Here is a 23,918-nt window from a genome sequence, read left to right on the forward strand (position 1 = left end):
GCTTTCCTAGATAAAAAGTTCTAAAACTAGCATCATAAAAATATTTCGCGAAGAATAGACACAAACCTTGAGTGTCTTTAAAATGTTCAAGGGTTTTATCAAATTTAAATTATTATAAAATGAAAAATTCAATTTTAAACTTAGGCAAATCTCTAAACAAGATAGAGCAACAGCAAATTAATGGTGGATACATCTATACTTGTAAAAAATTTTGTAGTGTATCTCCTCAAGAGCAACAAGACCAAATTAACAGGTATGGCTGCGCACCTTTTAGTTCATGCCCTTGCTATGTTCCTTGTTAATTTTAAATAATTTCAACTATGAAAAACTCAATTTTAAACTTAGGAAAAGTTTTAAACACAAAAGAGCAAAAAAACATATTTGGAGGACTTACAGATTTAGAATATGATTATGACTGCGATGCCGTAGAAGGTAAAGTGCCAAGAGGCTGCCCTTGCACATCGGACTCACATTGTATAGTACCTCTATACAACTCTAAAACTAAAAGATGGTACGATGGACAAGGAAAATGCTTCATGGGGAATTGTCTTGATGTTTAATAATAAAAAAAGAGGTATTGTAAAATACCTCTTAAAATAAGAAAAAACACTAATACTTTAAATGCCAAACAATACTCAAAACATAGAAATTCGAAGTGAAGAGGTTCAAGAAATTTTAACTCATGTACCTAACTGGATGATTCGTTGGGGTAACACCTTACTTCTTGGTCTTATAATAATGTTATTATTCATTTCGTGGTTTGTGAAATACCCTGACGTTATTTCCACCGAAGTAATGGTTACCACCTCTACTCCTCCTGAAAAAATTTATGCAAAGTCTACCGGTCAATTCGAAACTTTTTTAACAAGTGAAGGAAAAGGAGTATCTGAAGGTGATGTTTTGGCTGTAATTGAAAATAGCGCTTCATATAAAGATGTCTTATTACTAAAGAGTATTGTAGATACTATTGAAATGAATCAACAAAAATTCTTTTTTCCTATTGATAAAGTACCTCCGTTAATTTTAGGTGATATAACCTCAAGCTACTCGCAATTTGAAAACGATTACTCTGAATATGTTTTAAACGAAAAACTAACTCCCTTTAAATCTGAAAACTTTGCAAACCAAATGTCTGTTATAGAAGCAAGAGGTAGGTTGCAAATTTTACTATCTCAAAAGGAGTTAAACTTAAAAGAATTGGAATTTAAAGAAAAAGACTTAGAACGAAGTAGAAAAATGTTTGGTCAAGGGGTTATTTCCGCTAAAGAAAAAGACCAAAAAGAAATAGAATATTTACAAGCTAAACGCTCATACAAAACTCTTGAATCATCAATTTCACAAATAAGAGAATTAATCAACAATTCTGCGAAAAACTTAGAAGGAACTTCTATAAAAAAAACACAACAAGATACTCGTCTTAAAAAGAAAGCTATTCAGTCTTTTTTATACTTAAAAAAAGCCATTAAAGATTGGGAAAAACAATACGCTTTAACCTCTTCAATAGATGGTAAAGTATCCTTCTTATCTTTTTGGAATAAAAATCAAACTGTTAATACGGGTGATTTAATATTCACCATTATTCCTAACAAAGGAAACTCTTTTATTGGCAAAATTAAAGCTCCAGCTGCTAACTCTGGAAAAATAAAAAAGGGTCAAAAAGTTCAAATTAAGCTTTTGAATTATCCATCCGATGAATTTGGCGAATTAAACGGAGCTGTAAAATCTATCTCACTAATTCCAAATGAAGAAGGAAATTATTTAGTTGATGTCGAATTACCTCAAAACTTAAAAACTACCTATGATAAAACAATTCCTTTTAGGCAAGAAATGAAAGGTGCTGCGGATATAGTAACTGAGGACTTACGCTTGATAGAACGTTTTTTCTATCAACTTAAAAATATTATTAAATAAAAAATCAGACACAAACCTTGAGTGTCTTTAAGTGTTCAAGGAATTATTAACCCTCGAAATTTTTCTATTATGAAAAAACAGATTTTAAACCTCGGAAAATCCTTAAAAAAGTCAGAACAAAGACTGATTAATGGAGGTACTGGTTGTGTAATTTACACACCTGTAGAGTGTTTTGCTTGCGGTGGTTTCTCTTTACCTAACGGATGCTGTTTAGGTTCTTATGAAACACATGCTTGTTTAGGAGAAGATGTTCCTCAATAAGAGAGTTCATTTACTATTATTTTAGTTAAATCATTCCTAGGTTTAGACCTATTTATTTTTAATTAGTTTTAAACCTAGGATAAATTTAGACTAAGTATAGCGCCTATTTAATAATAGATCATAAATTTATTCTAATAAAACATTACCCAATAATATTTACTCACGAGGAATAGACACAAAACCATGAGTGTCTTTAGATAGTTCAAGAATTATTAAATATTAATTTAAAAAAATCATGAAAAAACAAATCTTAAACTTAGGTATAACACTAAATAAAAATGACCAAAAAAAAATTAATGGTGGAGGGGCACCTGATTGTAGTACATATTCTGGACCTAATTGCTATAGCTATGAGCAAAGCCAATGTGGTAGTTGTAAAGAATATCATGCTCTTCCTGAAGAACACAAACTTTGTGCAATTGCTGACTACAGTTGTTTTTATCTATAAACCCCAAAAACATCATATATACCTATGATAAAATCAATCTTAAACTTAGGTAAAGCCTTAATCAAAAACAAATAAAAATCTTTCGCGAAGAATAGACACAAAACCTTGAGTGTCTTTAAATAATTCAAGGATTATTAAATATTTAATTTTTTTAATCATGAAGAAATCAATTTTAACCTTAGGCACAGCTTTAAACAAAGCTAATCAAAAACAAATTAATGGTGGAGTAGCACAAGGTTGCTATCAAGACGGTAGAAAATGCTGCCAAACTGGTCCAGGAGGGCATACTTTCTGTGATGCTGGTAGGTGTGATAGATTTGGGTGTATTTGGTACTAAGCCTAAAATAAATAATAATCTTAAAATTTAAAAACATGAAAAAATCAATCTTAAACTTAGGAAAAGTTTTAAATAAAACTTCTCAAAAGAAAACTACTGGAGGGAAAGCCCCTAGATGTTGTATAGACTGGAATCCAATTGAACGCCGCTGCTACAAATGGCAGCCAAACTGTTTATAAGTTTTTCAATTAAGATTACATTAATTACAAACAGCTAGACTCATAACTTCTAGTTGTTTGTTTATTGAAAAAATATAGTCTTACCAAAAAACGCAGTACTAATAAAATTTATTTCGCAGAGAATAGGCACAAGCCTTAAGTCTCTTTAAATAATAAGGTTAATCAATTTTAACTTATTAATCAAGAAAAAATCAATCTTAAACTTAGGTAAGGTTTTAAACAAAGCCGACCAAAAAGAAATTAATGGAGGATTACCCCTTGTTTTTGTTCTGCAAACCCAGTAACATGTCTAGATAACTTAACTTTGGTGTCTTGTACTTGTAACTCATCAGGATATGAATGCATGTAATTTTTTATAATCTTAAAACTATCTTAAGGTAAGGTAGTTTTTTTCTTTTATCTTTTTTCTAATATTAAAAACCACTAAATTAGCAGGCTTGCTAAAAATCAAATTTTGGCAGTTTAATTTGTTATTTAATATAAAAGTAGAAGAATTATGAGTCCGAATGATGACAGAAAAATTAGAGAAAAACTACAACAAAAAACCTGGAACGAAATAAAAACAAATGATTCTTGGGCAATATTTAAAATTATGTCTGAGTTTGTTGAAGGATATGAAAAATTAAGTAAAATTGGACCTTGTGTTTCTATTTTTGGGTCAGCTCGTACAAAAACTGACGACCCTTATTACAAATTATCTGAAGAAGTAGCCTTTAAATTAACACAAAATGGTTTTGGAGTAATTACTGGTGGAGGACCAGGTATTATGGAAGCCGGTAATAAAGGTGCTCATCGTGGTAAAGGAACCTCAGTAGGGTTAAATATTGACCTTCCTTTCGAACAACATGATAACCCATGGATTGACAAAGATAAAAACCTAAATTTTGATTATTTCTTTGTTCGTAAAGTAATGTTTGTAAAATATTCTCAAGGTTTTGTTGTGATGCCTGGTGGTTTTGGTACAATGGACGAGCTTTTTGAAGCAATTACTTTAATTCAAACTAATAAAATTGGACGTTTTCCTATTGTTTTAATTGGTCGAAAGTTTTGGTCTGGCTTATTAGACTGGATTAAGAACACTTTAATTGAAGAAGGTAATATTAGTGAAAAGGACCTAAATTTATTCAGGGTCGTAGATACCGCTGATGAAGCTGTTGAACACTTTAATAAATTCTATGCTAAATATCAACTGAAACCAAACTTCTAAAAATTTTTATCTTTAAGGCTCGTTGAATTTTCAACGAGCTTTTTTATTTTCACTAAGTTTATGAAACTTAAATGTTTTCTATAAAACTTTTTAAACCGACTTTATATAATATTGAAACAGAAAATACTCCTTTTAGTATGTACTATCATCTTGTATTGCTTTAAAATAGTAGCACAAGAAAACTCTGTTGAAATAAAAGCCAAATTAGATGTAAACAAGGATGTAATTCATGTCTTACAAAAAACAACCTTTTATAATCGCTCTTCATCTACCTTAGATCGTATTTTTTTACATAATTGGGCAAATGGTTACAAAAACGATGATACTCCCTTAGCTAAACGCTTCATTGAAGATTACAAAAAAAACTTTTACTTTTCAAAAGAAAAAGATAGAGGTTATAGTAAAATACGAAACTTAACTGTAAACTTTAAGCAAGTTTCATTCAAAGAGAAAAAAAATCAGCAAGATATTATTGAAGTACTACTCAACGAACCTTTAAAACCAAAAGATAGCTTAATAATACGTACATCATACTCTGTAAAAATTCCTAATGTAAAATATACAGGATACGGAAAAACTAAAACAGGATATCACCTACGGTTTTGGTATATAGCTCCTGCCATTTATAACAAAAAATGGCAATTAATGAGTAACTTGAATTTAGATGATTTATATGAAGAACTTTCTAATTATAATATCTCCATAAACATCCCAAAAAAATACCACATTGAAAGTAACTTATATCAATATAAAACCGAAAATGATGATTATACCAATTATTATCTAGTAGGTGCTAAAAAAAAGGACATTATACTACATATTGACTCTATAAAAACTTTCAAGTCTTTTAAATTAAAAGACAAAGAAATAAAAACGGATGCTTACTTAAGAAAAATTTCTAATGAAGAAACAACCAAAATCATAAATCGACAAATACAATTCATAGAAGATTTTATAGGAAAACACCCTCACCCAGAAATCCTTGTAGATTCACGTACTATTAACAAAAATTCGTTACATGAAATTTACGGTCTTCCTAGTTGGTTGAAACCCTTTCCAAAAAATTTTAGATGGGAAACCGGATTTTTTAAAGCACTTACTCAAAAATATTTTGATGATGTAATTATCCAAAACCCAAGAAAAGACTATTGGTTAACTGATGGGTTACAAACATTTTTAATGATGGAGTATGTAAAAAAATACTATCCAAATGTTACTTTTCTTGGTAAGTATTCAAACTATTGGCCTATAAAAACCTACAACATTGCTCAGCTAAAACAAAATGACAAATATCCTCTTGTTTATCAGTTCAGCTCTCGTAAGTTTTATGACCAAGCTTTAACTACCTCTAGTGACTCTCTTTCTAACTTTAACAAAAAAGTTGTTAGTAAATACAAAGCTGGTTTAGGAATTAAATATTTATATGATTTTGTAGGGGATAGTATTTTAAAAAATGCTGTAAAAGAATTCTATATTCAAAACCAATTAAAACCTTCAAGTAGCAAATCCTTCGCTAAGATTCTTCAAAAAAAGACTTCAAAAAATTTGCAATGGTTTTTTGGTGACTATATTAATACCGATAAAAAAATTGACTACAAAATAAAAAAGGTAGCCTACACTAAAAACAAAGACTCTCTATTAGTTACAATAAAAAACAAAAGAGACTTTACAGCTCCTGTAGCACTTTATGGTATTCAAAAGAAAAAAATAAAACTTAAAACTTGGGTTACCAATGTAGACTCTACCAAAACAGTAAAAATTAAAAGAGACGATTTTAATAAACTAGCTTTAAACTATGAAAACAACTATCCTGAATTTAATTCTCTAAACAATTTTAGGAATGTAAATAATAGCATTATAAGCAAGCCTATTCAATTTCGTTTTTTTAAAGATTTTGAAAACCCATATTATAATCAATTATTCTATTACCCAGACATTAAGTATAATTTATATGATGGTTTAATCCTTGGTGTTAACATTAACAATAAATCACTTGTCAATCATAATTTTCAATTTAGTTTAACCCCTAACTACAGTCTCAAAAGTAGAAACTTTACCGGATCATTCTCTGTAAGCTATAATCATTTCTTAAGAGACTCCAAGCTTTATAAAATACGATATGGTATTTCAGGTAGCAACTTTCATTATGCGCCTGAATTAGGTTATAATACGTTAAGTCCATTTATTAATTTTCAATTTAGAAGAAATACACTCCGTGATATTGGTTCAAAATCTTTAACCGTTCGTTTAGTTAGTATCGATAAAGAAGTAGCTCCCAACGATATTCAAAGTGATCGAGATAAATACAATATTTTCAACCTACGTTACATCAACAATAAATTTGATGCCATACACAGAATTCGGTATGCAGCTAACCTAGAAATAAATTCTAATTTCAGTAAAGTATCAACCGATTTTCGTTATCGAAAGTTTTTTACAGCTAAAGAAAGTTTTGAAATTCGTTTTTTTGGAGGTCTCTTCTTATCTAATAAAACAGAAGGAGATTATTTTAGCTTCGGGTTAAATCGTGGAAATGATTATTTATTTGAACAAAACCTATTTGGACGCTCAGAAAACGAAGGGATTTTTAGTCAGCAATTTGTTGTAGGACAAGGAGGTTTCAAATCTAAATTTAACAAGCCTTACTTTGCTAATCAACTTATGACATCTATTAACACCAGTGTAAGTGTTTGGAAATGGGCAGAAATTTATAATGATGTTGCTATCTTAAAAAACAAAAACACTTCTCCGAAGTTTTTTTATGAAAATGGTATTCGCTTAAACTTTCTTCCTGATATTTTTGAATTTTACCTCCCTATATACACCAATGAGGGTTTTGAAATTAATAAGAGCGCTTATCCTTCAAAAGTTAGATTCATCATCACAACAGATATTGATAGAATTTATAATTTTATTAGAAGAGGTATATTGTAGATACTTCAATAATTTTCTTTTTTTTCTTGTTTTATTGAAAGATGTTCAATAAAAATTCAAATTTTTAAATTTCAACTAAAAAACCTATCTTTGTAACCATACCTAAATTAGATGATTATGACGCAAAATACCGAAATAGCTAATACTCAACAGCTTTCTTTTCAAGATTTTAAAAATGAAGTTTTAAAAGACTATAGAACTGCTCGTATTAGTCGAGAATGTAGTTTATTAGGAAGAAGAGAAGTTTTAACAGGGAAAGCTAAATTTGGAATTTTTGGTGATGGTAAAGAAGTTCCACAGTTAGCTATGGCAAAAGCTTTTCAAAATGGAGATTTCAGATCCGGTTATTATCGTGATCAAACATTTATGATGGCTATTGAACAATTAACTCCACAACAATTTTTTGCTGGTTTGTATGCTCATACTGATATTGATGTGGAGCCAATGTCAGCTGGACGTCAAATGGGAGGGCATTTTGCAACGCATTCTTTAGACGAAAATGGCGATTGGAAAAACTTAACAACACAAAAAAATTCATCAGCAGATATTTCTCCTACAGCGGGTCAAATGCCTCGTTTGTTAGGATTAGCACAAGCGTCTAAAATTTACAGAAATGTTGAAGGTTTAGAAAAACACACTAATTTTTCAATCAACGGTAACGAAGTTGCTTGGGGTACTATTGGTAACGCTAGTACTAGTGAAGGCTTATTCTTCGAAACAATCAATGCTGCGGGGGTTTTACAAGTTCCAATGGTAATGAATGTTTGGGATGATGAATATGGAATTTCAGTACATGCACGCCATCAAACCACAAAAGAAAGTATTTCTGAAATCTTAAAAGGGTTCCAACGCGAAAACGAAACCAATGGGTATGAAATTTTTGTAGTTAACGGTTGGGATTATGTTCAGTTAATTGATACTTATAATAAAGCTTCTCAAATAGCAAGAGAGCAACACATACCTGTTTTAATTCACGTAAAAGAATTAACACAACCACAAGGACATTCTACTTCTGGTTCTCACGAACGCTACAAATCTAAAGAACGTTTACAATGGGAACAAGAGTTTGATTGTATTGCGCAAATGCGTAAGTGGATTTTAGAGTTTGAATTAGAAAGTGAAGATGGAGAAACTTTAAAATTTATTGATTCTGAAGAAGATTTAATAACTATTGAAAAAGAAGCTAAAAAAGAGGTCAGTAAAGCTAAACGTGATGCTTGGAGTGCTTACACAAATGAAATAAAAGCAGAAGTAACTGAAGCTGTTTCTTTGTTAGAAACTATTGCTAAAAAAAGTAACAATGGTTCTTTTATTACAAAGTACAAGAATGATTTAGCTGCTATTTCAGAACCTATTAGAAAAGATATTTTAGTTGCTGCTCGTAAAACTTTACGTTACTTAAGAGATGAAGATTTTGCTGAAAAAGCTACACTGCGAAGTTTTATTAAAACTTCAATTGATAAAGCTGCTGTAAAATATTCAGCACATTTAGTAAGTGAAACTGAATTAGCAACTGAAAATGTTACTGCAAAAGCTCCAACCTATGCTTCAGAAAAAAATATCGTAGACGCTCGTGTTATTATGCGTGATAATTTTGACGCTATTTTAGCAAAGCATCCTGAAGTATTAATTTTTGGTGAAGATGCAGGGTATATTGGAGATGTAAACCAAGGGTTAGAAGGGCTACAGGAAAAATTTGGTGAGTTACGCGTTTCTGACACAGGAATTCGTGAAGCTACTATTTTAGGTCAGGGTATTGGAATGGCAATGCGTGGATTACGTCCTATTGCTGAAATTCAGTATTTAGATTATTTATTATATGCTTTACAAATTATGAGTGACGATTTAGCTACGCTACGTTACCGTACTTTTGGAAAGCAAAAAGCCCCATTAATTATCCGTACTCGTGGACATCGTTTAGAAGGAATTTGGCATTCAGGTTCTCCAATGGGTGGAATCATTAACAACGTAAGAGGAATTCACGTATTGGTTCCTCGTAATATGACCAAAGCTGCTGGATTTTATAACACTTTATTAGAAGGTGATGATCCTGCTTTAGTGGTAGAATGCTTAAACGGATATCGTTTAAAAGAAGAATTGCCAACAAATTTAGGAGATTTTAAAACTCCAATTGGTGTTGTTGAAACTATTAAAGAAGGAAACGATATAACAATTGTTTCTTACGGTTCTACTTTACGAATTGTTGAAGAAGCGGCAAAAGATTTAGCACAGGTAGGTATTGATATAGAAATTGTAGACGCGCAAAGTTTATTACCTTTTGACATTAATCACGATACCGTAAAGTCGGTAGCTAAAACTAATCGTTTGTTAGTTGTTGATGAAGATGTTCCTGGAGGAGCTTCAGCATATTTATTACAAGAAATTGTTGAAAACCAAAATGGTTACAGACACCTAGATAGCAAACCGCAAACCTTGACTGCAAAAGCACACAGACCTGCTTATGGTACTGACGGAGATTATTTTTCTAAACCATCGGCAGAAGATATTTTTGAAAAAGTATATGAAATTATGCACGAAGCTAATCCTGCAAAATTTAAAAGCTTGTATTAGTAACTATTTTTGATAATAGAATGCAATAAAAAAACGATTTTAGAAATTTCTAAAATCGTTTTTTTATTAACTTATTTTTAAAATATTATTCAGCAGATTTTTCTGCTACTTCCTCAGTTGCTTCTTTTGCTTCCTGAGTATCTAAAGGTTGATTTTTCGATTCATAATCTTTTATTTTATCCTCTATAATAGGAATAAATTTAGAAGAAGATAAATCCGAATTATTTATAACATCTTTTAACGCCTTAATTCTCTCTGTCATAGTTGGTTGAGAAGATGCTATTCCTGCAAACTTGGCTGTAGCTATATCTATTTGGTCATTTGTTATGTTAGAAGTTTTAATCCATCCCTCTTCAATATACTTTCCTTCAGACCTTTTTCCTTTAACCTTAATCCAGTCTCCTTGAGTTTCGGTTACAGCAATAATATCCATTTTACTGTATTTTTTTTCTGTCTTGGTAAGTAAATCTGGTCTTTTGTATACCGTTGCTTTTTCTAACATAGCACCCACTTTACCATTAACAGCTAAAAAAGTAGATCTAGTCCACCCTTCTTCCCCATCAATAAGTTTTACCTTATAGTACTCCTTTTTTGAAACAGAATCAACAGTTTCTTCTCCTGTTAAAGTTACTTTCTCTCCTAAACTAATAGAGGTTATCCATTTCCCTTTTGCAGAAGCACTTTCTCTAATAGATAACTTATCTAATAAACAAATTGCTGAAGCAGATTTTTCTTCTTTTTCAATAGCAGTTTCTTCAATTATTGAAGTTTCTCCATTGTTTTTTGATTTTTTGTTGTCTTTACAACCTACACAAATAGTAGATACTAATGTAATAGCAATTAATAATTTTTTCATTTTTATAAATTTTTATCGCAAATATATCATTTTATTAATCAAATAATTTTATGACTTCTTTTTTTTTAAGCTTTATACCTCCTATTTAAAATAGAACCTCCTATCCTACAATTCAAGCATCTATTGTTTAGACAATAATTATTTTTCAACTCTAATAAAGCTTGGGTTTCAAAAGCATTTTTTGCGTTAATTTGCAACTCAGAAAACTTACTTATAATCGAATTCTTTTCTGGTTTTAATTGTTCCATCAGTTTTAACAAGCTTTCTTCATTCATCTCTCCTCTACCCTGTTCATAAACAAATTTTAAAGGAATAATTGTATTAATAATCAGTAAGTCAATAAATGATTTTGTAAGTTTTTTAGCTGATTTTTTTGATGGAGTCTCAAATGTATAGTGAGCCTTCCAAAAATCATTCACTTCCACAGTTAATAAATCATAGAAATCCTCTACTCTATTTATAGCTATTAATCTTGAAAACAAATTTTGATACTCATTATATAAAGCTACCAATTGAGCTATTCTAATCGTAGGAAAGTTATTCGGTCGCATTCTAAAAAACTGAAATCTATGTTTAGTTATAGGTTTTAGTTTATATTTATGTTGTATATAAGTATATTCTTTTTGTAATTGCTGATAATAACTATCTTCTATTTCATCTGTTAAAAATCCTGCTTGTCCAAACAGCAATGCAGACAATTGTTCTTCATTAAATCTGACTTTACGCAGTACTGAAAAATCAAACGATTGCGCTAGTTGCAAAAAAGCTATTCCATTTACTTTTAACCCGAAGTTTTTAGCTAACAACTGAAACAACACTGCTTCATAGTCATTATTTGACTTTTGTAATAATTCCTTTATCACAACCGACTTGTTTTCTAACCGTTCAAAATACAAACGTTCTAACCAATTACTTAACAAAAAAGAATTAGTTTCTGCTATTTGATTCTCACAAAGAATCCATCGTTTTTCTTTTACAAATAGCCTTTTATAATTTACCAACACTTCTTTTTGAACAAATTTTTGTAACTCTACCGTTGGTAATGGACGGTTATTTTTCATAAATATATCTGTATCGTGCTCCCATACAATATGCAAAATAACGGCATCGTAATTTGCATCTTTTTCGTGATGATGCGCATACCAGTCTGATGACTTTATATGAATTTCAACATTTCCAACCCATAACTGGCTATCAATCTTCAATTTTGCATTCAAAAAATCAGGTCCTGAATTAGTATTGTGACTCCCTGAATCTACCACTTCAACAATTCCTCCTTTTACTGATATTAAATTTGCTTTGTTAAATAATTTGTATTGCCACAAAAAGTGTAAAAATTCTTCTTTCATACGCTTTCTTTTTCACCTTCAATGTACAAAATATTTTTATGATACTATCAATATTAATTATTCGAAGTATTTTTAGGCTACTTTTTATTCCTCTATTTTTGTCAAAGCAAATTACCATAGGTAAACCTAAAGGGTGACTATGTAAGAACACATTTTAATTTCGAGACAAGTCTTGAAGTATTTTAACTCTCGATTATCGAGTAAAAACTAAACCACATGAATAGTATTGAAAATTTACAATGGCGTTATGCTGTTAAAAAATTTGACGAACATAAATTTCTTTCCGAAGAACAAATTAACATTTTAAAAGAAGCTTTTAATTTAACTGCTACTTCTTACGGATTACAGCCTGTTAAAATGGTTGTAGTAAAAAACAAAGATTTACAACAACAATTAGTTGCACATTCTTGGAATCAGCACCAAGTTGCACAGGCTTCTCACTTATTGGTATTATGTACCCCAAAAGAACTTACTACTAAAGATGTTGAGAGCTATTTTAAATTAGTAAAAGACATTAGAAACACCCCCGATGAGATTTTAAACCCTTTCAAAGAATTTTTAACAAACGATATTGAGAATAAATCACCAGAAGTATTATTTCATTGGATGAAAAATCAAGCTTATATCGCTCTAGGAAACCTAATGACTGTTGCCGCTAATGAAAAAATTGATAGCTGTCCTATGGAAGGTTTCGTTCCTGAAAAATACAATGAAATTTTAGACTTGGGTAAATATAATTTACAATCGGTTTTGGTATTACCAGTTGGTTTTAGGGCAGAAGACGATTATATGAAAGACTTAAAAAAAGTCCGTAGAAAAACCGAAGAAGTGGTTATAGAACTATAATTTTTTAATTGTTAGTTACGAATTATGAATTTGTATAAGCTAAAAACTAAATTAGTACATTCGTAATTTATAATTCGTAATTAACAGTATGCAGCCACTACATATATTACTCCTTATTTTAGCCTATTTCGGTGTATTAATCCTTATTTCATACATCACTAGTAAATCGGCAAACAACCAAACATTTTTTAAAGCAAACAACTCATCTCCATGGTATTTAGTAGCCTTTGGTATGATTGGAGCTTCACTATCAGGAGTTACTTTTATTTCGGTCCCTGGTTGGGTTGAGGGTGACAAAATGAGTTATATGCAAATGGTACTAGGATATGTAGTAGGTTATGCCGTCATTGGACTCGTATTACTACCTCTTTATTATCGATTAAATTTAACCTCAATCTACACCTATTTAGAAGGACGTTTTGGTAGGTATTCGTATAAAACAGGCGCCTCTTTTTTCTTACTTTCAAGAACTGTTGGTGCTGCCTTTCGTTTGTTTTTAGTTGCTAATGTATTACAACTAATTTTGTTTGATGCGTATGGAATTCCATTTTGGCTAACCGTTACCATTACTATTTTACTTATTTGGTTATATACTTTTAAAGGAGGAATTAAAACCATTGTATGGACAGATACCTTACAAACTTTATTCATGCTAATTGCTGTTGGCGTTTGTATTGTAATGATTAAAGATGAAATGCAAATAGACAATTTGTTTTCGTACGTAACGGACAACAACCTTTCAAAAACCTTCTTTTTTGACGATGTAAAAGCAGGAAATTACTTTTGGAAACAGTTCTTTTCAGGTGCTTTTATTTCAATTGTAATGACAGGTTTAGATCAAGACATGATGCAAAAAAACTTGACCTGTCGCAATTTAAAAGATGCTCAAAAAAACATGTTTTGGTTTACCATAGTACTGGTAATCGTTAACTTCTTCTTCTTAGCTTTAGGTGTTTTATTAACTGATTATGCTATAGCAAATGAACTAAACGCTCATAAAGACAACTTATTCCCTACTATAGCTATGAGTGGCGATTTAGGTATAGCCACTTCTCTATTCTTTCTATTGGGGTTAATTGCCGCAGCATACTCAAGTGCTGATAGTGCTTTAACCTCGTTAACTACCTCTTTTAGTATTGATATTCTTGAAATTGATAAGAAAGATAACGAGAAAGAAAAGGAGAAAACAAGAAAAAAAATTCATGTATTATTTTCATTTGTATTGATAGCTACCATTTTAATATTTAAATATTTCATTGCTGATGAAAGTGTCATTGCTAAAATATTTCAGTTTGCTGGGTATACCTACGGACCATTACTAGGTTTATATGCCTTCGGATTATTTACCAAGCTAAATATAAAAGACAAGTTTGTTCCTATAATTTGTTTGATTGCTCCAGTTTTAACCTATATTATTAGTTTTTACAGCAAGGAAAAGTTTGGGTTTGATTTTGGGTTCTTTGTGTTGATATTAAACGGATTCTTAACTTTCTTGGGATTATTAGCTATTAAAAATAAATAGTAATTTTATAAGATTAAAAACTCATCTATCATGAAACTACTAATCACCACCATAATAGTGCTTTTATCAATAAGTTTAACTGCACAAAACAACAATCCTAATTATGATGCTAAACTTGCAAAAAAATTAAGCGCTGATGATTATGGAATGAAAGGTTACGTATTTGCTATTTTAAAAACAGGTAGTAATACATCTACAGATAAAGAACTAAGAAGTAAAGCTTTTAGAGGTCACTTAAACAATATAAACAAGTTAGTAAAAGAAAATAAACTAGTTGTAGCTGGACCTTTTGGAAAAAATGAAAATTCCTACAGAGGACTATTTATCTTTAATGTTAAAACTATAGAAGAAGCTAAAGAATTAATTAAAACAGACCCTGCTATAAAAGCAAAATATTTAGATGTTGATTTATATAATTGGTATGGTTCAGCAGCTTTATCAGAATATTTAAAAGCAGCCGATAAAATCTGGAAAATAAATCCTTAAGATGCCTAAAAAAGGAAAAGCTAAAAACACCGTAAATAAAGCGAAGCATACACGCTTAATGAAACAGAAAGAAAACAAGCTTCGTTTGGAAAAACAACGTACTAAAGAACGCTTAAAAGAAATTATTAAAAAAGCGAATCAAGAAAATGACAACACAACAATTAATTAAAAAACTTGAATTAACAGAACATCCTGAAGGAGGTTTTTATAAAGAAACTTATAGAAGTAACGGAATTATTAAAAACGAACACTTAAGTTCTAACTTTGTAGGTGATAGGAATTATGCTACTTCTATTTATTTCTTATTGACTTCTGATAAATTTTCTGCCTTTCATAAAATCAACCAAGATGAAATTTGGCATTTTTATAAAGGAAGTACTTTAAAACTACATATGATTTCCCCCGAAGGAGACTATTCATTTGTATTAATAGGAAACAACTTAGAAAGCGACGAACAACCACAATTTGTGGTTCCTGCTGGTTATTGGTTTGCCGCAGAAGTTAGTAAAGAAAATGCATACGCTTTTACTGGTTGTACTGTTGCTCCTGGATTTGATTTTAAGGATTTTGTTTTACCTAAGAGAGAGGAACTCATACAATTATTTCCAGAGCATAAAGAAATTATAAGTAAACTGACACATTCTTAAATACTTTTTCTTCGCTTCCTATTTACAAATCTACTACATGATGTATAAGAGTAACACTATTTACATTTCCTTTTCATTCATTAATTGATTAAATTTGTTGCTTAGTATTACCTGCCTACAAATGCTAAAAAAAACTTCAATTATTAAAGTAACGTATTTCTTAGTCGTTATTTTTATTTTATAAAAAATGAAAAATAATATATATAAAAAGCTATCAGTTTGGTATAAAAAATTCCAAATTAGCAAAACACCTCAAATGAATTTAGTTTGGGGATTCTTCCTATATACCTTTATCGGTTTTATTTTACTATCCATTCCCTTATTTCATAAAACAGATGTATCTTTTTTAGATAATTTGTTTATTTCAACATCGGCAATATCAACTACAGGACTAATTACTATCAGTATTTTTGATTCCTATAATTTCTTTGGACAGTTTATTATAATGATGCTCATACAAATTGGAGGAATTGGCTACATGACATTAACAACCTACTATTTGTTATTTATTACGAAAAAAATAACGCATTGGCATAGTAAATTATTAGGAACTGAATTTACATTACCTAATAGTATTAAAATAAAAGACTTTATTAAAAGTGTTATTGTTTTCACTCTAGTAATGGAAGCTATTGGAGTTATACTGTTTTATATTGCTTTTACCAATTCTGGAATGGAAAGCTTAAAAGCCATTTGGTTTTCTATTTTTCATAGCATTTCGTCTTTTTGTACAGCAGGTTTTGGTTTATTTAACAATGGTTTTGAAGGATATCACGATAACATTTTTATAAATACAACCATCTCTATTTTAGCTATAGCTGGTTCTTTAGGTTTTATTGTTGTTACGGATTTATGGTATCGACTTTCTGGAAAGACTAAAGAAATATCCTTCACAACAAAAGTTATTGTGTATGGGTTTATATTCTTATTACTTTCAGGAACATTACTTACATACGTATCGGAACCTTCTTCAACCCTACACTCCAACCATTCGTTGATGACTTCTTTTTTTCAAACAATGTCTGCCATGACAACAGTTGGTTTTAATACGATTCCTATTGGTAGTTTTTCTTTACCAATATTACTACTCTTAACCTTTTTAATGTACATAGGTGCATCACCATCTGGAACAGCTGGAGGAATGAAAATTACAACTTTAACAGCAATGATTTCTATATTAAAAAGTAGATTGTTAGGGCAAAAAAAGATTACTTTTTTAAACAGGGTTATACCTTTTGATAGAATTTATATAGCAACATCTACTTTTATGCTATATACTAGTTTAATTTTCTTGTTCTCATTCTTACTTTCTTATAGTGAAAGCTTCTCTTTTGACAAAATACTGTTTGAAGTTGCTTCTGCTCTTGGTACTGTTGGATTGAGTACTGGAATTACTGGAGACCTATCGAACTTAGGAAAATTTTTCTTAATTATTCTAATGTTTATAGGAAGGGTTGGTGTTTTAACTTTTGGATTTGCCTTATTACAACAAAAACAAAACGAATTAAAAAAAGTAAAATCTGACGATTTAGCTGTATAATTTTTTAACCGATAGCAAAACATCAATCACTATCGGTTTATAATTTTTACATAAACGCTATTTGTATCCCCATCAATACAAATATTACTCCTGAAATTTTATTTAATCTCACACCCATTTTTTCATTTTCTTTAATTTTAGTTGAAAATGTACCTGCAAATGATGTTAAAACCAAGTACCAAACAGTAGTCATTATTGCATAAATAACACCTAAAATCATAAAAGGAACTGGATTTTCTATTTCTGTTGGGGTGATAAACTGCGGAAAGAATGCTATAAAGAATAATGCAACTTTCGGGTTTAATATATTTGTAACAAACCCTGATGTAAAATTACTTTTTGCTGAATCTTTCTTTTGTCCTTCATTCGTTTCTGTTATCAATCCTTTTTTAGACATCACTTTTGTTACTCCTAAATAAATTAAATAAGCTGCTCCTAAATATTTAATTAATGCAAAGAATATTGCTGATTTTGCTATCATAATTGACAACCCTAACGCACCTAGTAACGTATGCACTAAAGCCCCCGTATTTAAACCAAAACTAGTATACACCCCAGACCTTCGTCCTTGACTAATTGACTTGTTAATTAAAAAAACTGTTTCTATTCCTGGTGTTAACACAAAAAGAACAGTTGCTACTAAAAACGCAATAAAATTCTCAATTCCCATTTCGTTACTCTTTTAAAAATGATTACAAAGTTTTTTTATGCAAAGCAACAGCAGTTCTCTTTATTAAAAAATACTTATTTTTGACTGATTAATGCAAAAAACGCATTAAAATGACTATTCAACAGATACGGTATTTTTTAATTCTAGCAGAAGAATTACATTTTTGGAAAACAGCAGAGAAAGTTTACACCTCTCAATCGTCATTAAGTAGGCAAATTCAGTCTTTAGAAGAAGAGTTAGGCGTTACTTTATTTGAGCGAGATAAAAGAAATGTAAAACTTACTGAGGCTGGTGTATTCCTTAAGAAAAAATGGGACGTTCTATTAGACGAGTTAGACCGCACACATCAGCATGCTAAAAAAATTGATGAAGGTTCTTCCGGACTTGTTAGTATTGCGTATCCTGGTTCTATCTCTTACAACTATTTACCTGAGTTACTCAAAATATTTTCAGAAGAGAAACCTGATTTAAAAGTAGAACTTATGGAACCTACTGATATTACACTTGAAAAACTTCTTTCTAGTTATCAAATAGACTTTGCTTTTAGTAGAAATGAAGTTTTAAATGCTTCTATTTTATCTGAAAGATTGTATGCTGAACCTGTTTGTCTTGTAGTTCCAAAAAATCATTGGGTAACAGAAGATTCATTTGTAGATTTAAGGGATGTAAAAAATGAAAAGTTTATTCTTTCTGGTTTACATCACACAACTTATTTTTCCTCATTACTACGTACTATTTTTAACACTTATGGTTTTGAACCACAAACTCATATTGAATCTGATTTTGGAAGTATGATTTTAAATTTAATTGGTAGAGGTTTAGGAATTTCTATTTTACCTTACTCCTATCAGTTTTCTTTAAACACAAACATCCGTTTTATTACGCTACCCGAAAATACTGAGCTCTATATCAATTGGCGTAAAAATGACAATAGAAAAATTATTAAAAATGTTATTGAATATTCAGTTAAATTAGGTAAAAACTACAACCGAAAGTTTGTATAAAACAAAAACCTGAACATTAGAAAATGTTCAGGTTTTTGTTTTTTTGTACTCGTACAAAGAACTATTGGTCAATAGAACCTAAAACACGTTTCATAAAATTATTTAACGCTTCTTTTTTAGGTGTTCCGTCTTTAATCATTTTATCAACTTCAATTGCTCCATACATATTAGAGATTAACTCTCCTATAACGTCTAATTCTTCATCTTTTAACGATGGAACCTCTGTTAAAGCTTCAAGAGTTTCAATAGTTTCTAGTACGTAATCTTGGTCGTTTTCTTCAATAAATGAAGTTAAATGTTTAATTACTGGTAATTTCATAATTAAGCTACTTCGTTTACTAAATCCTTCAATACATCAAACTTGTTGGTTTGAGTTTGATTCACTAATTTACCATCTATAAAAGTAGCAAAAGTTGGTAAGTTACTTACATCAGCTAACTGTCTACTCTCTGGAAATTTCTCTGCATCTGCAATTACAAAAACCATCTCTTCATTTTCAGAAGATAACTTTTTAAATTTAGGTTTCATAATACGGCAGTTACCACACCATGTAGCTGAAAACTGTACTACTACTTTTTTATTATCAGTAACAACCTCTGATAAATTGTCTTGACTTAATTCTTGTACCATAGTCTTTATATTATCCATTTCGAAAGGAGCTCGTGCTCGACCCCTTCACTTATCTCACACGAACTTGTTTCCTTTCTTAAATTATATTTTAGATTGCTGCTAAGTACTCTGCAGTAGCTTTAGCGTTAGCTTGCATTGCCTCTTTACCTTCTTCCCAGTTTGCAGGACAAACCTCACCTTTTTCTTGTACGTGAGTGTAAGCATCTACTAAACGTAAATATTCGTTTACGTTACGACCAACTGGCATGTGGTTAACTCCTTCATGGAATACAGTTCCTTCTTCATCAATTAAATATGTAGCTCTATACGTTACATTATCTCCTTCAACTTGTACAGTTCCTGTAGATTCATCGTAAACTTCGTTAGAGATGTCTAATATACCTAAAATAGATGATAAATTACGATTACTGTCAGCTAATAATGGGTAAGTAACACCTTCAATACCTCCATTATCCTTAGATTGGTTTAACCAAGCAAAGTGTACTTCAGGAGTATCACAAGAAGCTCCAATTACAATGGTGTTTCTCTTTTCGAATTCTGGTAATGCAGCTTGAAAAGCATGTAACTCAGTTGGACAAACGAAAGTAAAGTCTTTCGGATACCAAAATAACAACACTTTTTTCTTGTTTTTAACTGCTTCTTCTAATACATTTAACTTAAACGTATCACCCATTTCGTTCATTGCATCTACGTTTAAACTTGGAAATTTTTTTCCTACTGCTGTAGCCATTTTATAATTTTTTATTGATTAATAATTTTTACGAGCACAAATGTATTTTGTTTCTTACCATTAAAAGAGTGAATCTAAAAATATTTTTTTATTACGCTATAAAAATAATCAATACTATCAAAACAACAAAATCAATAAATCAAATACCTTTTTAAAAACCAACAACTTACAAACAAAAAAAAACAAACAATAAGAAAATACTATATCAAAATAAAAAATATAGATAAAAATTATCCATTGTTTTATCGTAAATTTGATCGTATTCTAACCTATAAAAAATATAAATATGAAAGATATACACTCACACTCTTCTAGTAAAAATGGAAAGTGTCCTTTTTCTCAAGGCGCTAATACTGAAATACATGACAACGTTATGAAGTGGTGGCCTAAATCATTGAATTTAGACATCCTACACCAACATGACACCAAAACCAATCCTTTAGGGAAAGATTTTAAGTATGCTGAAGAATTTAAAAAATTAGATTTAGAAGCAGTTAAAAATGACTTGAAAGATTTAATGACTAATAGTCAAGATTGGTGGCCTGCCGATTGGGGACATTATGGAGGTTTAATGATTCGTATGGCATGGCATGCTGCGGGTACTTATAGAGTTGCTGATGGTAGAGGTGGTAGTAATACAGGAAACCAACGTTTTGCTCCTTTAAATAGCTGGCCAGACAATGGTAATTTAGACAAAGCTAGACGACTGCTTTGGCCTATCAAGAAAAAATATGGTAACAAACTATCTTGGGCTGACCTTATTATTTTGGCAGGAAACATGGCTTATGAATCTATGGGATTCAAAACATTTGGTTTTGCTGGAGGGCGTGAAGACATTTGGCATCCTGAAAAAGATATTTACTGGGGGTCTGAAAAAGAATGGTTAGCGCCAACAGGAAGTAAAGGCTCTCGATATTCTGGTGATAGAGACTTAGAAAATCCATTAGCTGCGGTAATGATGGGGTTGATTTATGTAAACCCTGAAGGTGTAGACGGAAAACCTGACCCGTTAAGAACTGCACAAGATGTTAGAGAGACTTTTAAGCGAATGGCAATGAATGATGAAGAAACTGTTGCTTTAACTGCAGGTGGGCATACCGTAGGAAAGGCTCACGGTAATGGTGATGCTGATGCTTTGGGTCAAAGCCCTGAAGGAGCAGAAATTCACAACCAAGGTTTTGGTTGGATGAATCCTAAAGGAAGTGGAAATGCTGAACATACTGTAACTAGTGGTTTAGAAGGTGCATGGACAACAACACCTGATAGATGGAACAACACATACTTCCATTTATTATTAAATCATGAATGGGAATCAAAAAAGAGCCCTGCAGGAGCGTGGCAATGGGAGCCTATTAGTATGGATGAAGCTGACAAACCTGTAGATGCTCACAATCCGAACATAAAGAGAAATCCTATCATGACCGATGCTGATATGGCGATGAAAATGGATCCTGAATACAGAAAAATATCTGAAAAATTCTATAAAGATCCTGAGTATTTTGCTGATACATTTGCTCGTGCTTGGTTTAAATTAACACATCGTGATTTAGGGCCTAATACTCGTTATTTAGGTGCAGATGCTCCAGCAGAAATACTTATTTGGCAAGATCCAGTCCCTGCTGCTGACTATACCTTAAGTGATGCAGAAATTGAAGATTTAAAAGGAAAATTACTAAATAGCGGACTTACTCGTTCCGAACTAATCAATACCGCTTGGGATAGTGCTAGAACTCATAGAGGATCCGACTTTAGAGGTGGTGCTAATGGAGCTCGTATTCGTTTAGCTCCTCAAAAAGACTGGGAAGGAAACGAACCAACAAGATTGAAAAAAGTCCTAGATAAGCTTACTGAGATTCAATCAGGACTAAGTAAAAAAATTAGTATTGCTGATTTAATTGTTTTAGGAGGTAGTGCTGCTATTGAAAAGGCTGCACAAGAAGGTGGTGTTAATATTAAAGTTCCTTTCACTCCAGGAAGAGGTGATGCAACCGCTGAAATGACAGATGCTGAATCTTTTGATGTTTTAGAGCCTTTACATGACGGATATAGAAACTGGCAAAAGAAAGATTATGTTGTAAAACCTGAAGAATTATTACTAGATAGAACGCAACTTATGGGCTTAACTGCTCCTGAAATGACTGTTTTAGTTGGAGGAATGCGCGTACTAGGAACCAACCACGGAAGCTCAAAACATGGAGTATTTACAGATAATGAAGGTGTATTGAGTAATGACTTCTTTGTAAACCTTACCGATATGACATACTCATGGAAGCCTGCTGGGGAAAACTTATACAATATTGTTGATCGTAAAACCGGAAGTACTAAATGGACAGCAACTAGAGCTGATTTAATATTTGGTTCAAATTCAATTTTACGTTCGTATGCTGAAGTATATGCACAAGATGATAACAAAGAAAAATTTGTAAAAGATTTTGTAGCTGCTTGGACTAAAGTAATGAATGCTGACAGGTATGATTTAGCTTAATTTAAAACTAGATTACAAAAAAAGAAGAGCTAAATGCTCTTCTTTTTTTGTCTTTTATTTTAAGTAGTAGTTTACTTACTCGCAAATAGTTTTACGTCATTTTCTGACACTTTCTTCTCTCCTAAAATAAGCAACCGTTCTACAACATTTCTTAATTCACGGATATTTCCAGTCCAATCGTATTCTTGCAATTGCTTAATCGCTTTATCTTCAAATTGTTTCTGAGGCATTCCTTGTTCTTCTGATATTTTTTTTGCGAAAAAATCTACTAGTAAAGGAATATCTTCTCTTCTATCATTTAGCGCAGGGACTTTAATTAAAATCACTGCTAAACGATGGTATAAATCTTCTCGGAAACGTCCTTCTTCAATTTCCGTCTTTAAATCTTTATTTGTTGCAGCAACAACACGTACGTTTACTTTTATATCTTTATCAGAACCTACACGCTGAATACGGCTTTCTTGTAGTGCTCGTAAAACTTTTGCCTGTGCCGATAAACTCATATCTCCTATTTCATCTAAGAAAATGGTTCCTCCATTAGCTGCTTCAAACTTCCCTGCTCTATCTTTATTTGCTCCTGTAAAACTTCCTTTTACATGTCCAAACAGTTCACTTTCTATTAACTCAGAAGGTATCGCTGCACAATTCACTTCAACCATTGAAGCTTTAGAGCGGTCAGATTTTTCGTGCAACCAATGTGCTACTAATTCTTTTCCCGTTCCGTTAGGGCCTGTAATTAAAACTCTAGCATCGGTAGCTGATACTTTTTCTATAATTTCTTTTATATGAGTAATGGCATCACTTTCTCCAATCATTTCATAGTTCTTACTCACCTTCTTTTTTAAACGCTTATTTTCTACTACCAACTCCTTTTTATCTAAAGCATTTCTTACGGTGTTCAATAAACGGTTTAAATCTGGTGGTTTTGAAATATAATCAAAGGCTCCTAAACGCATTGTGTTTACTGCGGTGTCTAAATCCCCATGACCAGAAATCATCACCATTAGTATTTCTGGCTTTAATTTTCTGGCTTTTTCCAATACCTCAACACCATCCATTTTAGGCATTTTAATATCACATAAAACTAAATCATAATCTGTTTTCTTTATCTTTTCAATTCCTTGCAAACCATCTTCTGCTTCTTCAACCTCATAGGAATCGTTTTCTTCCGTAATAATTTTTTTTAATACTCTGCGAATTGCAGCCTCATCTTCAATTATTAATATTTTACTCATATTTTTTTTAGACTTTTAGATGTAAGACCAAAAGAGAAAAGACTAGTTTAATGAATTCTTAAACCTAGAA

Annotated in this window: 25 protein-coding genes; 18 read left to right on the forward strand and 7 right to left on the reverse strand. The window is 31.2% G+C overall.

Annotated features, from left to right (window positions below):
* The first annotated feature begins 119 nt into the window (after positions 1-119).
* The 10 genes from C7448_RS15905 to C7448_RS14410 all read left to right on the forward strand — a co-directional run bounded on the left by C7448_RS15905 (position 120) and on the right by C7448_RS14410 (position 9,848).
* Positions 120-302: a hypothetical protein gene (locus C7448_RS15905; protein WP_170137051.1), complete on the forward strand. Its 183-nt coding sequence runs from the start codon at positions 120-122 to the stop codon at positions 300-302.
* 18 nt (positions 303-320) lie between these two features.
* Complete coding sequence (locus tag C7448_RS14375) at positions 321-560, forward strand: hypothetical protein (protein ID WP_115902108.1); 240 nt, start codon at positions 321-323, stop codon at positions 558-560.
* 61 nt (positions 561-621) lie between these two features.
* Positions 622-1,911, forward strand: a complete 1,290-nt coding sequence (locus C7448_RS14380) for an HlyD family secretion protein (RefSeq protein ID WP_115902109.1) — start codon at positions 622-624, stop codon at positions 1,909-1,911.
* Positions 1,912-1,980: 69 nt separating this feature from the next.
* Positions 1,981-2,172: a hypothetical protein gene (locus C7448_RS14385; RefSeq protein ID WP_147300548.1), complete on the forward strand. Its 192-nt coding sequence runs from the start codon at positions 1,981-1,983 to the stop codon at positions 2,170-2,172.
* 235 nt (positions 2,173-2,407) lie between these two features.
* On the forward strand, positions 2,408-2,620 hold the full coding sequence (locus C7448_RS14390; RefSeq protein ID WP_115902111.1) for a hypothetical protein: 213 nt from the start codon (positions 2,408-2,410) through the stop codon (positions 2,618-2,620).
* A 157-nt stretch (positions 2,621-2,777) separates the two neighbouring features.
* Complete coding sequence (locus tag C7448_RS14395) at positions 2,778-2,957, forward strand: hypothetical protein (RefSeq protein WP_115902112.1); 180 nt, start codon at positions 2,778-2,780, stop codon at positions 2,955-2,957.
* Between the two features lie 35 nt (positions 2,958-2,992).
* Positions 2,993-3,136 (forward strand): hypothetical protein, encoded by a 144-nt coding sequence (locus C7448_RS15910; RefSeq protein ID WP_170137052.1) that lies wholly within the window; start codon positions 2,993-2,995, stop codon positions 3,134-3,136.
* A gap of 496 nt (positions 3,137-3,632) precedes the next feature.
* A complete protein-coding gene (locus C7448_RS14400; protein ID WP_115902113.1) occupies positions 3,633-4,343 on the forward strand; it encodes an LOG family protein in 711 nt (236 codons plus the stop codon).
* Between the two features lie 111 nt (positions 4,344-4,454).
* Positions 4,455-7,277 (forward strand): gluzincin family metallopeptidase, encoded by a 2,823-nt coding sequence (locus C7448_RS14405; RefSeq protein WP_147300549.1) that lies wholly within the window; start codon positions 4,455-4,457, stop codon positions 7,275-7,277.
* Between the two features lie 117 nt (positions 7,278-7,394).
* A complete protein-coding gene (locus C7448_RS14410) occupies positions 7,395-9,848 on the forward strand; it encodes an alpha-ketoacid dehydrogenase subunit alpha/beta (RefSeq protein ID WP_115902115.1) in 2,454 nt (817 codons plus the stop codon).
* An 85-nt stretch (positions 9,849-9,933) separates the two neighbouring features.
* Here the strand turns inward: C7448_RS14410 and C7448_RS14415 are convergent, their stop codons facing one another.
* Both C7448_RS14415 and C7448_RS14420 read right to left on the reverse strand, forming a co-directional pair.
* Positions 9,934-10,704 (reverse strand): SH3 domain-containing protein, encoded by a 771-nt coding sequence (locus tag C7448_RS14415; RefSeq protein ID WP_115902116.1) that lies wholly within the window; start codon positions 10,702-10,704, stop codon positions 9,934-9,936.
* Between the two features lie 65 nt (positions 10,705-10,769).
* The gene (locus C7448_RS14420) at positions 10,770-12,053 is read right to left on the reverse strand and encodes a DUF2851 family protein (RefSeq protein WP_115902117.1); all 1,284 of its coding nucleotides are present in this window, start codon (positions 12,051-12,053) and stop codon (positions 10,770-10,772) included.
* Between the two features lie 216 nt (positions 12,054-12,269).
* Between C7448_RS14420 and C7448_RS14425 the strand changes: the two genes are divergently transcribed.
* The 6 genes from C7448_RS14425 (at position 12,270) to C7448_RS14445 (ending at position 17,094) form a co-directional block, all read left to right on the forward strand.
* Complete coding sequence (locus tag C7448_RS14425; RefSeq protein ID WP_115902118.1) at positions 12,270-12,899, forward strand: NAD(P)H-dependent oxidoreductase; 630 nt, start codon at positions 12,270-12,272, stop codon at positions 12,897-12,899.
* 88 nt (positions 12,900-12,987) lie between these two features.
* Complete coding sequence (locus C7448_RS14430; protein ID WP_115902119.1) at positions 12,988-14,421, forward strand: sodium:solute symporter; 1,434 nt, start codon at positions 12,988-12,990, stop codon at positions 14,419-14,421.
* Positions 14,422-14,451: 30 nt separating this feature from the next.
* Entirely contained in the window at positions 14,452-14,907 is a 456-nt protein-coding gene (locus tag C7448_RS14435) for a YciI family protein (protein ID WP_115902120.1), read from the forward strand.
* 1 nt (position 14,908) lies between these two features.
* Positions 14,909-15,076: a hypothetical protein gene (locus C7448_RS15915; RefSeq protein ID WP_170137053.1), complete on the forward strand. Its 168-nt coding sequence runs from the start codon at positions 14,909-14,911 to the stop codon at positions 15,074-15,076.
* Entirely contained in the window at positions 15,054-15,554 is a 501-nt protein-coding gene (locus tag C7448_RS14440; protein WP_115902121.1) for a cupin domain-containing protein, read from the forward strand. The genes C7448_RS15915 and C7448_RS14440 overlap by 23 nt, the downstream gene beginning before the upstream one ends.
* A 187-nt stretch (positions 15,555-15,741) precedes the next feature.
* Positions 15,742-17,094, forward strand: a complete 1,353-nt coding sequence (locus C7448_RS14445; protein ID WP_115902122.1) for a TrkH family potassium uptake protein — start codon at positions 15,742-15,744, stop codon at positions 17,092-17,094.
* Between the two features lie 46 nt (positions 17,095-17,140).
* Here the strand turns inward: C7448_RS14445 and C7448_RS14450 are convergent, their stop codons facing one another.
* Positions 17,141-17,764 carry a LysE family translocator gene (locus tag C7448_RS14450; protein ID WP_115902123.1) on the reverse strand — a complete coding sequence of 208 codons (624 nt, stop codon included), beginning with the start codon at positions 17,762-17,764 and terminating at the stop codon, positions 17,141-17,143.
* 110 nt (positions 17,765-17,874) lie between these two features.
* Here C7448_RS14450 and C7448_RS14455 point away from each other — a divergent pair, with 110 nt between their 5' ends.
* Entirely contained in the window at positions 17,875-18,768 is an 894-nt protein-coding gene (locus tag C7448_RS14455; protein WP_115902124.1) for a LysR family transcriptional regulator, read from the forward strand.
* Positions 18,769-18,829: 61 nt separating this feature from the next.
* Here the strand turns inward: C7448_RS14455 and C7448_RS14460 are convergent, their stop codons facing one another.
* The 3 genes from C7448_RS14460 to C7448_RS14470 form a co-directional block, all read right to left on the reverse strand.
* Positions 18,830-19,087 (reverse strand): DUF6952 family protein, encoded by a 258-nt coding sequence (locus tag C7448_RS14460; RefSeq protein WP_028892839.1) that lies wholly within the window; start codon positions 19,085-19,087, stop codon positions 18,830-18,832.
* A gap of 2 nt (positions 19,088-19,089) precedes the next feature.
* Positions 19,090-19,398, reverse strand: coding sequence for a thioredoxin family protein (locus C7448_RS14465; RefSeq protein WP_115902138.1), 309 nt, complete (start codon positions 19,396-19,398; stop codon positions 19,090-19,092).
* Positions 19,399-19,486: 88 nt separating this feature from the next.
* Complete coding sequence (locus C7448_RS14470) at positions 19,487-20,128, reverse strand: peroxiredoxin (RefSeq protein ID WP_115902125.1); 642 nt, start codon at positions 20,126-20,128, stop codon at positions 19,487-19,489.
* A gap of 286 nt (positions 20,129-20,414) precedes the next feature.
* On the opposite strand from C7448_RS14470, the gene katG reads away from it, so the two are divergent.
* Positions 20,415-22,613, forward strand: coding sequence for a catalase/peroxidase HPI (gene katG, locus C7448_RS14475; protein WP_115902126.1), 2,199 nt, complete (start codon positions 20,415-20,417; stop codon positions 22,611-22,613).
* Positions 22,614-22,684: 71 nt separating this feature from the next.
* Here katG and C7448_RS14480 read toward each other — a convergent pair whose 3' ends face one another.
* On the reverse strand, positions 22,685-23,848 hold the full coding sequence (locus C7448_RS14480) for a sigma-54-dependent transcriptional regulator (RefSeq protein WP_115902127.1): 1,164 nt from the start codon (positions 23,846-23,848) through the stop codon (positions 22,685-22,687).
* Positions 23,849-23,918 lie beyond the last annotated feature (70 nt).

Source organism: Tenacibaculum gallaicum (assembly GCF_003387615.1).
Classification (GTDB): Bacteria; Bacteroidota; Bacteroidia; order Flavobacteriales; family Flavobacteriaceae; genus Polaribacter; species Polaribacter gallaicus.

Bases quoted from the DNA above. Each gene is read 5' to 3' on its own strand.
- C7448_RS15905 (WP_170137051.1), top strand. From the start codon at position 120: ATGAAAAATTCAATTTTAAACTTAGGCAAATCTCTAAACAAGATAGAG.
- C7448_RS14375 (WP_115902108.1), top strand. From the start codon at position 321: ATGAAAAACTCAATTTTAAACTTAGGAAAAGTTTTAAACACAAAAGAG.
- C7448_RS14380 (WP_115902109.1), top strand. From the start codon at position 622: ATGCCAAACAATACTCAAAACATAGAAATTCGAAGTGAAGAGGTTCAA.
- C7448_RS14385 (WP_147300548.1), top strand. From the start codon at position 1,981: ATGAAAAAACAGATTTTAAACCTCGGAAAATCCTTAAAAAAGTCAGAA.
- C7448_RS14390 (WP_115902111.1), top strand. From the start codon at position 2,408: ATGAAAAAACAAATCTTAAACTTAGGTATAACACTAAATAAAAATGAC.
- C7448_RS14395 (WP_115902112.1), top strand. From the start codon at position 2,778: ATGAAGAAATCAATTTTAACCTTAGGCACAGCTTTAAACAAAGCTAAT.
- C7448_RS15910 (WP_170137052.1), top strand. From the start codon at position 2,993: ATGAAAAAATCAATCTTAAACTTAGGAAAAGTTTTAAATAAAACTTCT.
- C7448_RS14400 (WP_115902113.1), top strand. From the start codon at position 3,633: ATGAGTCCGAATGATGACAGAAAAATTAGAGAAAAACTACAACAAAAA.
- C7448_RS14410 (WP_115902115.1), top strand. From the start codon at position 7,395: ATGACGCAAAATACCGAAATAGCTAATACTCAACAGCTTTCTTTTCAA.
- C7448_RS14415 (WP_115902116.1), bottom strand. From the start codon at position 10,704: ATGAAAAAATTATTAATTGCTATTACATTAGTATCTACTATTTGTGTA.
- C7448_RS14420 (WP_115902117.1), bottom strand. From the start codon at position 12,053: ATGAAAGAAGAATTTTTACACTTTTTGTGGCAATACAAATTATTTAAC.
- C7448_RS14425 (WP_115902118.1), top strand. From the start codon at position 12,270: ATGAATAGTATTGAAAATTTACAATGGCGTTATGCTGTTAAAAAATTT.
- C7448_RS14430 (WP_115902119.1), top strand. From the start codon at position 12,988: ATGCAGCCACTACATATATTACTCCTTATTTTAGCCTATTTCGGTGTA.
- C7448_RS14435 (WP_115902120.1), top strand. From the start codon at position 14,452: ATGAAACTACTAATCACCACCATAATAGTGCTTTTATCAATAAGTTTA.
- C7448_RS15915 (WP_170137053.1), top strand. From the start codon at position 14,909: ATGCCTAAAAAAGGAAAAGCTAAAAACACCGTAAATAAAGCGAAGCAT.
- C7448_RS14440 (WP_115902121.1), top strand. From the start codon at position 15,054: ATGACAACACAACAATTAATTAAAAAACTTGAATTAACAGAACATCCT.
- C7448_RS14445 (WP_115902122.1), top strand. From the start codon at position 15,742: ATGAAAAATAATATATATAAAAAGCTATCAGTTTGGTATAAAAAATTC.
- C7448_RS14450 (WP_115902123.1), bottom strand. From the start codon at position 17,764: ATGGGAATTGAGAATTTTATTGCGTTTTTAGTAGCAACTGTTCTTTTT.
- C7448_RS14455 (WP_115902124.1), top strand. From the start codon at position 17,875: ATGACTATTCAACAGATACGGTATTTTTTAATTCTAGCAGAAGAATTA.
- C7448_RS14460 (WP_028892839.1), bottom strand. From the start codon at position 19,087: ATGAAATTACCAGTAATTAAACATTTAACTTCATTTATTGAAGAAAAC.
- C7448_RS14465 (WP_115902138.1), bottom strand. From the start codon at position 19,398: ATGGTACAAGAATTAAGTCAAGACAATTTATCAGAGGTTGTTACTGAT.
- C7448_RS14470 (WP_115902125.1), bottom strand. From the start codon at position 20,128: ATGGCTACAGCAGTAGGAAAAAAATTTCCAAGTTTAAACGTAGATGCA.
- katG (WP_115902126.1), top strand. From the start codon at position 20,415: ATGAAAGATATACACTCACACTCTTCTAGTAAAAATGGAAAGTGTCCT.
- C7448_RS14480 (WP_115902127.1), bottom strand. From the start codon at position 23,848: ATGAGTAAAATATTAATAATTGAAGATGAGGCTGCAATTCGCAGAGTA.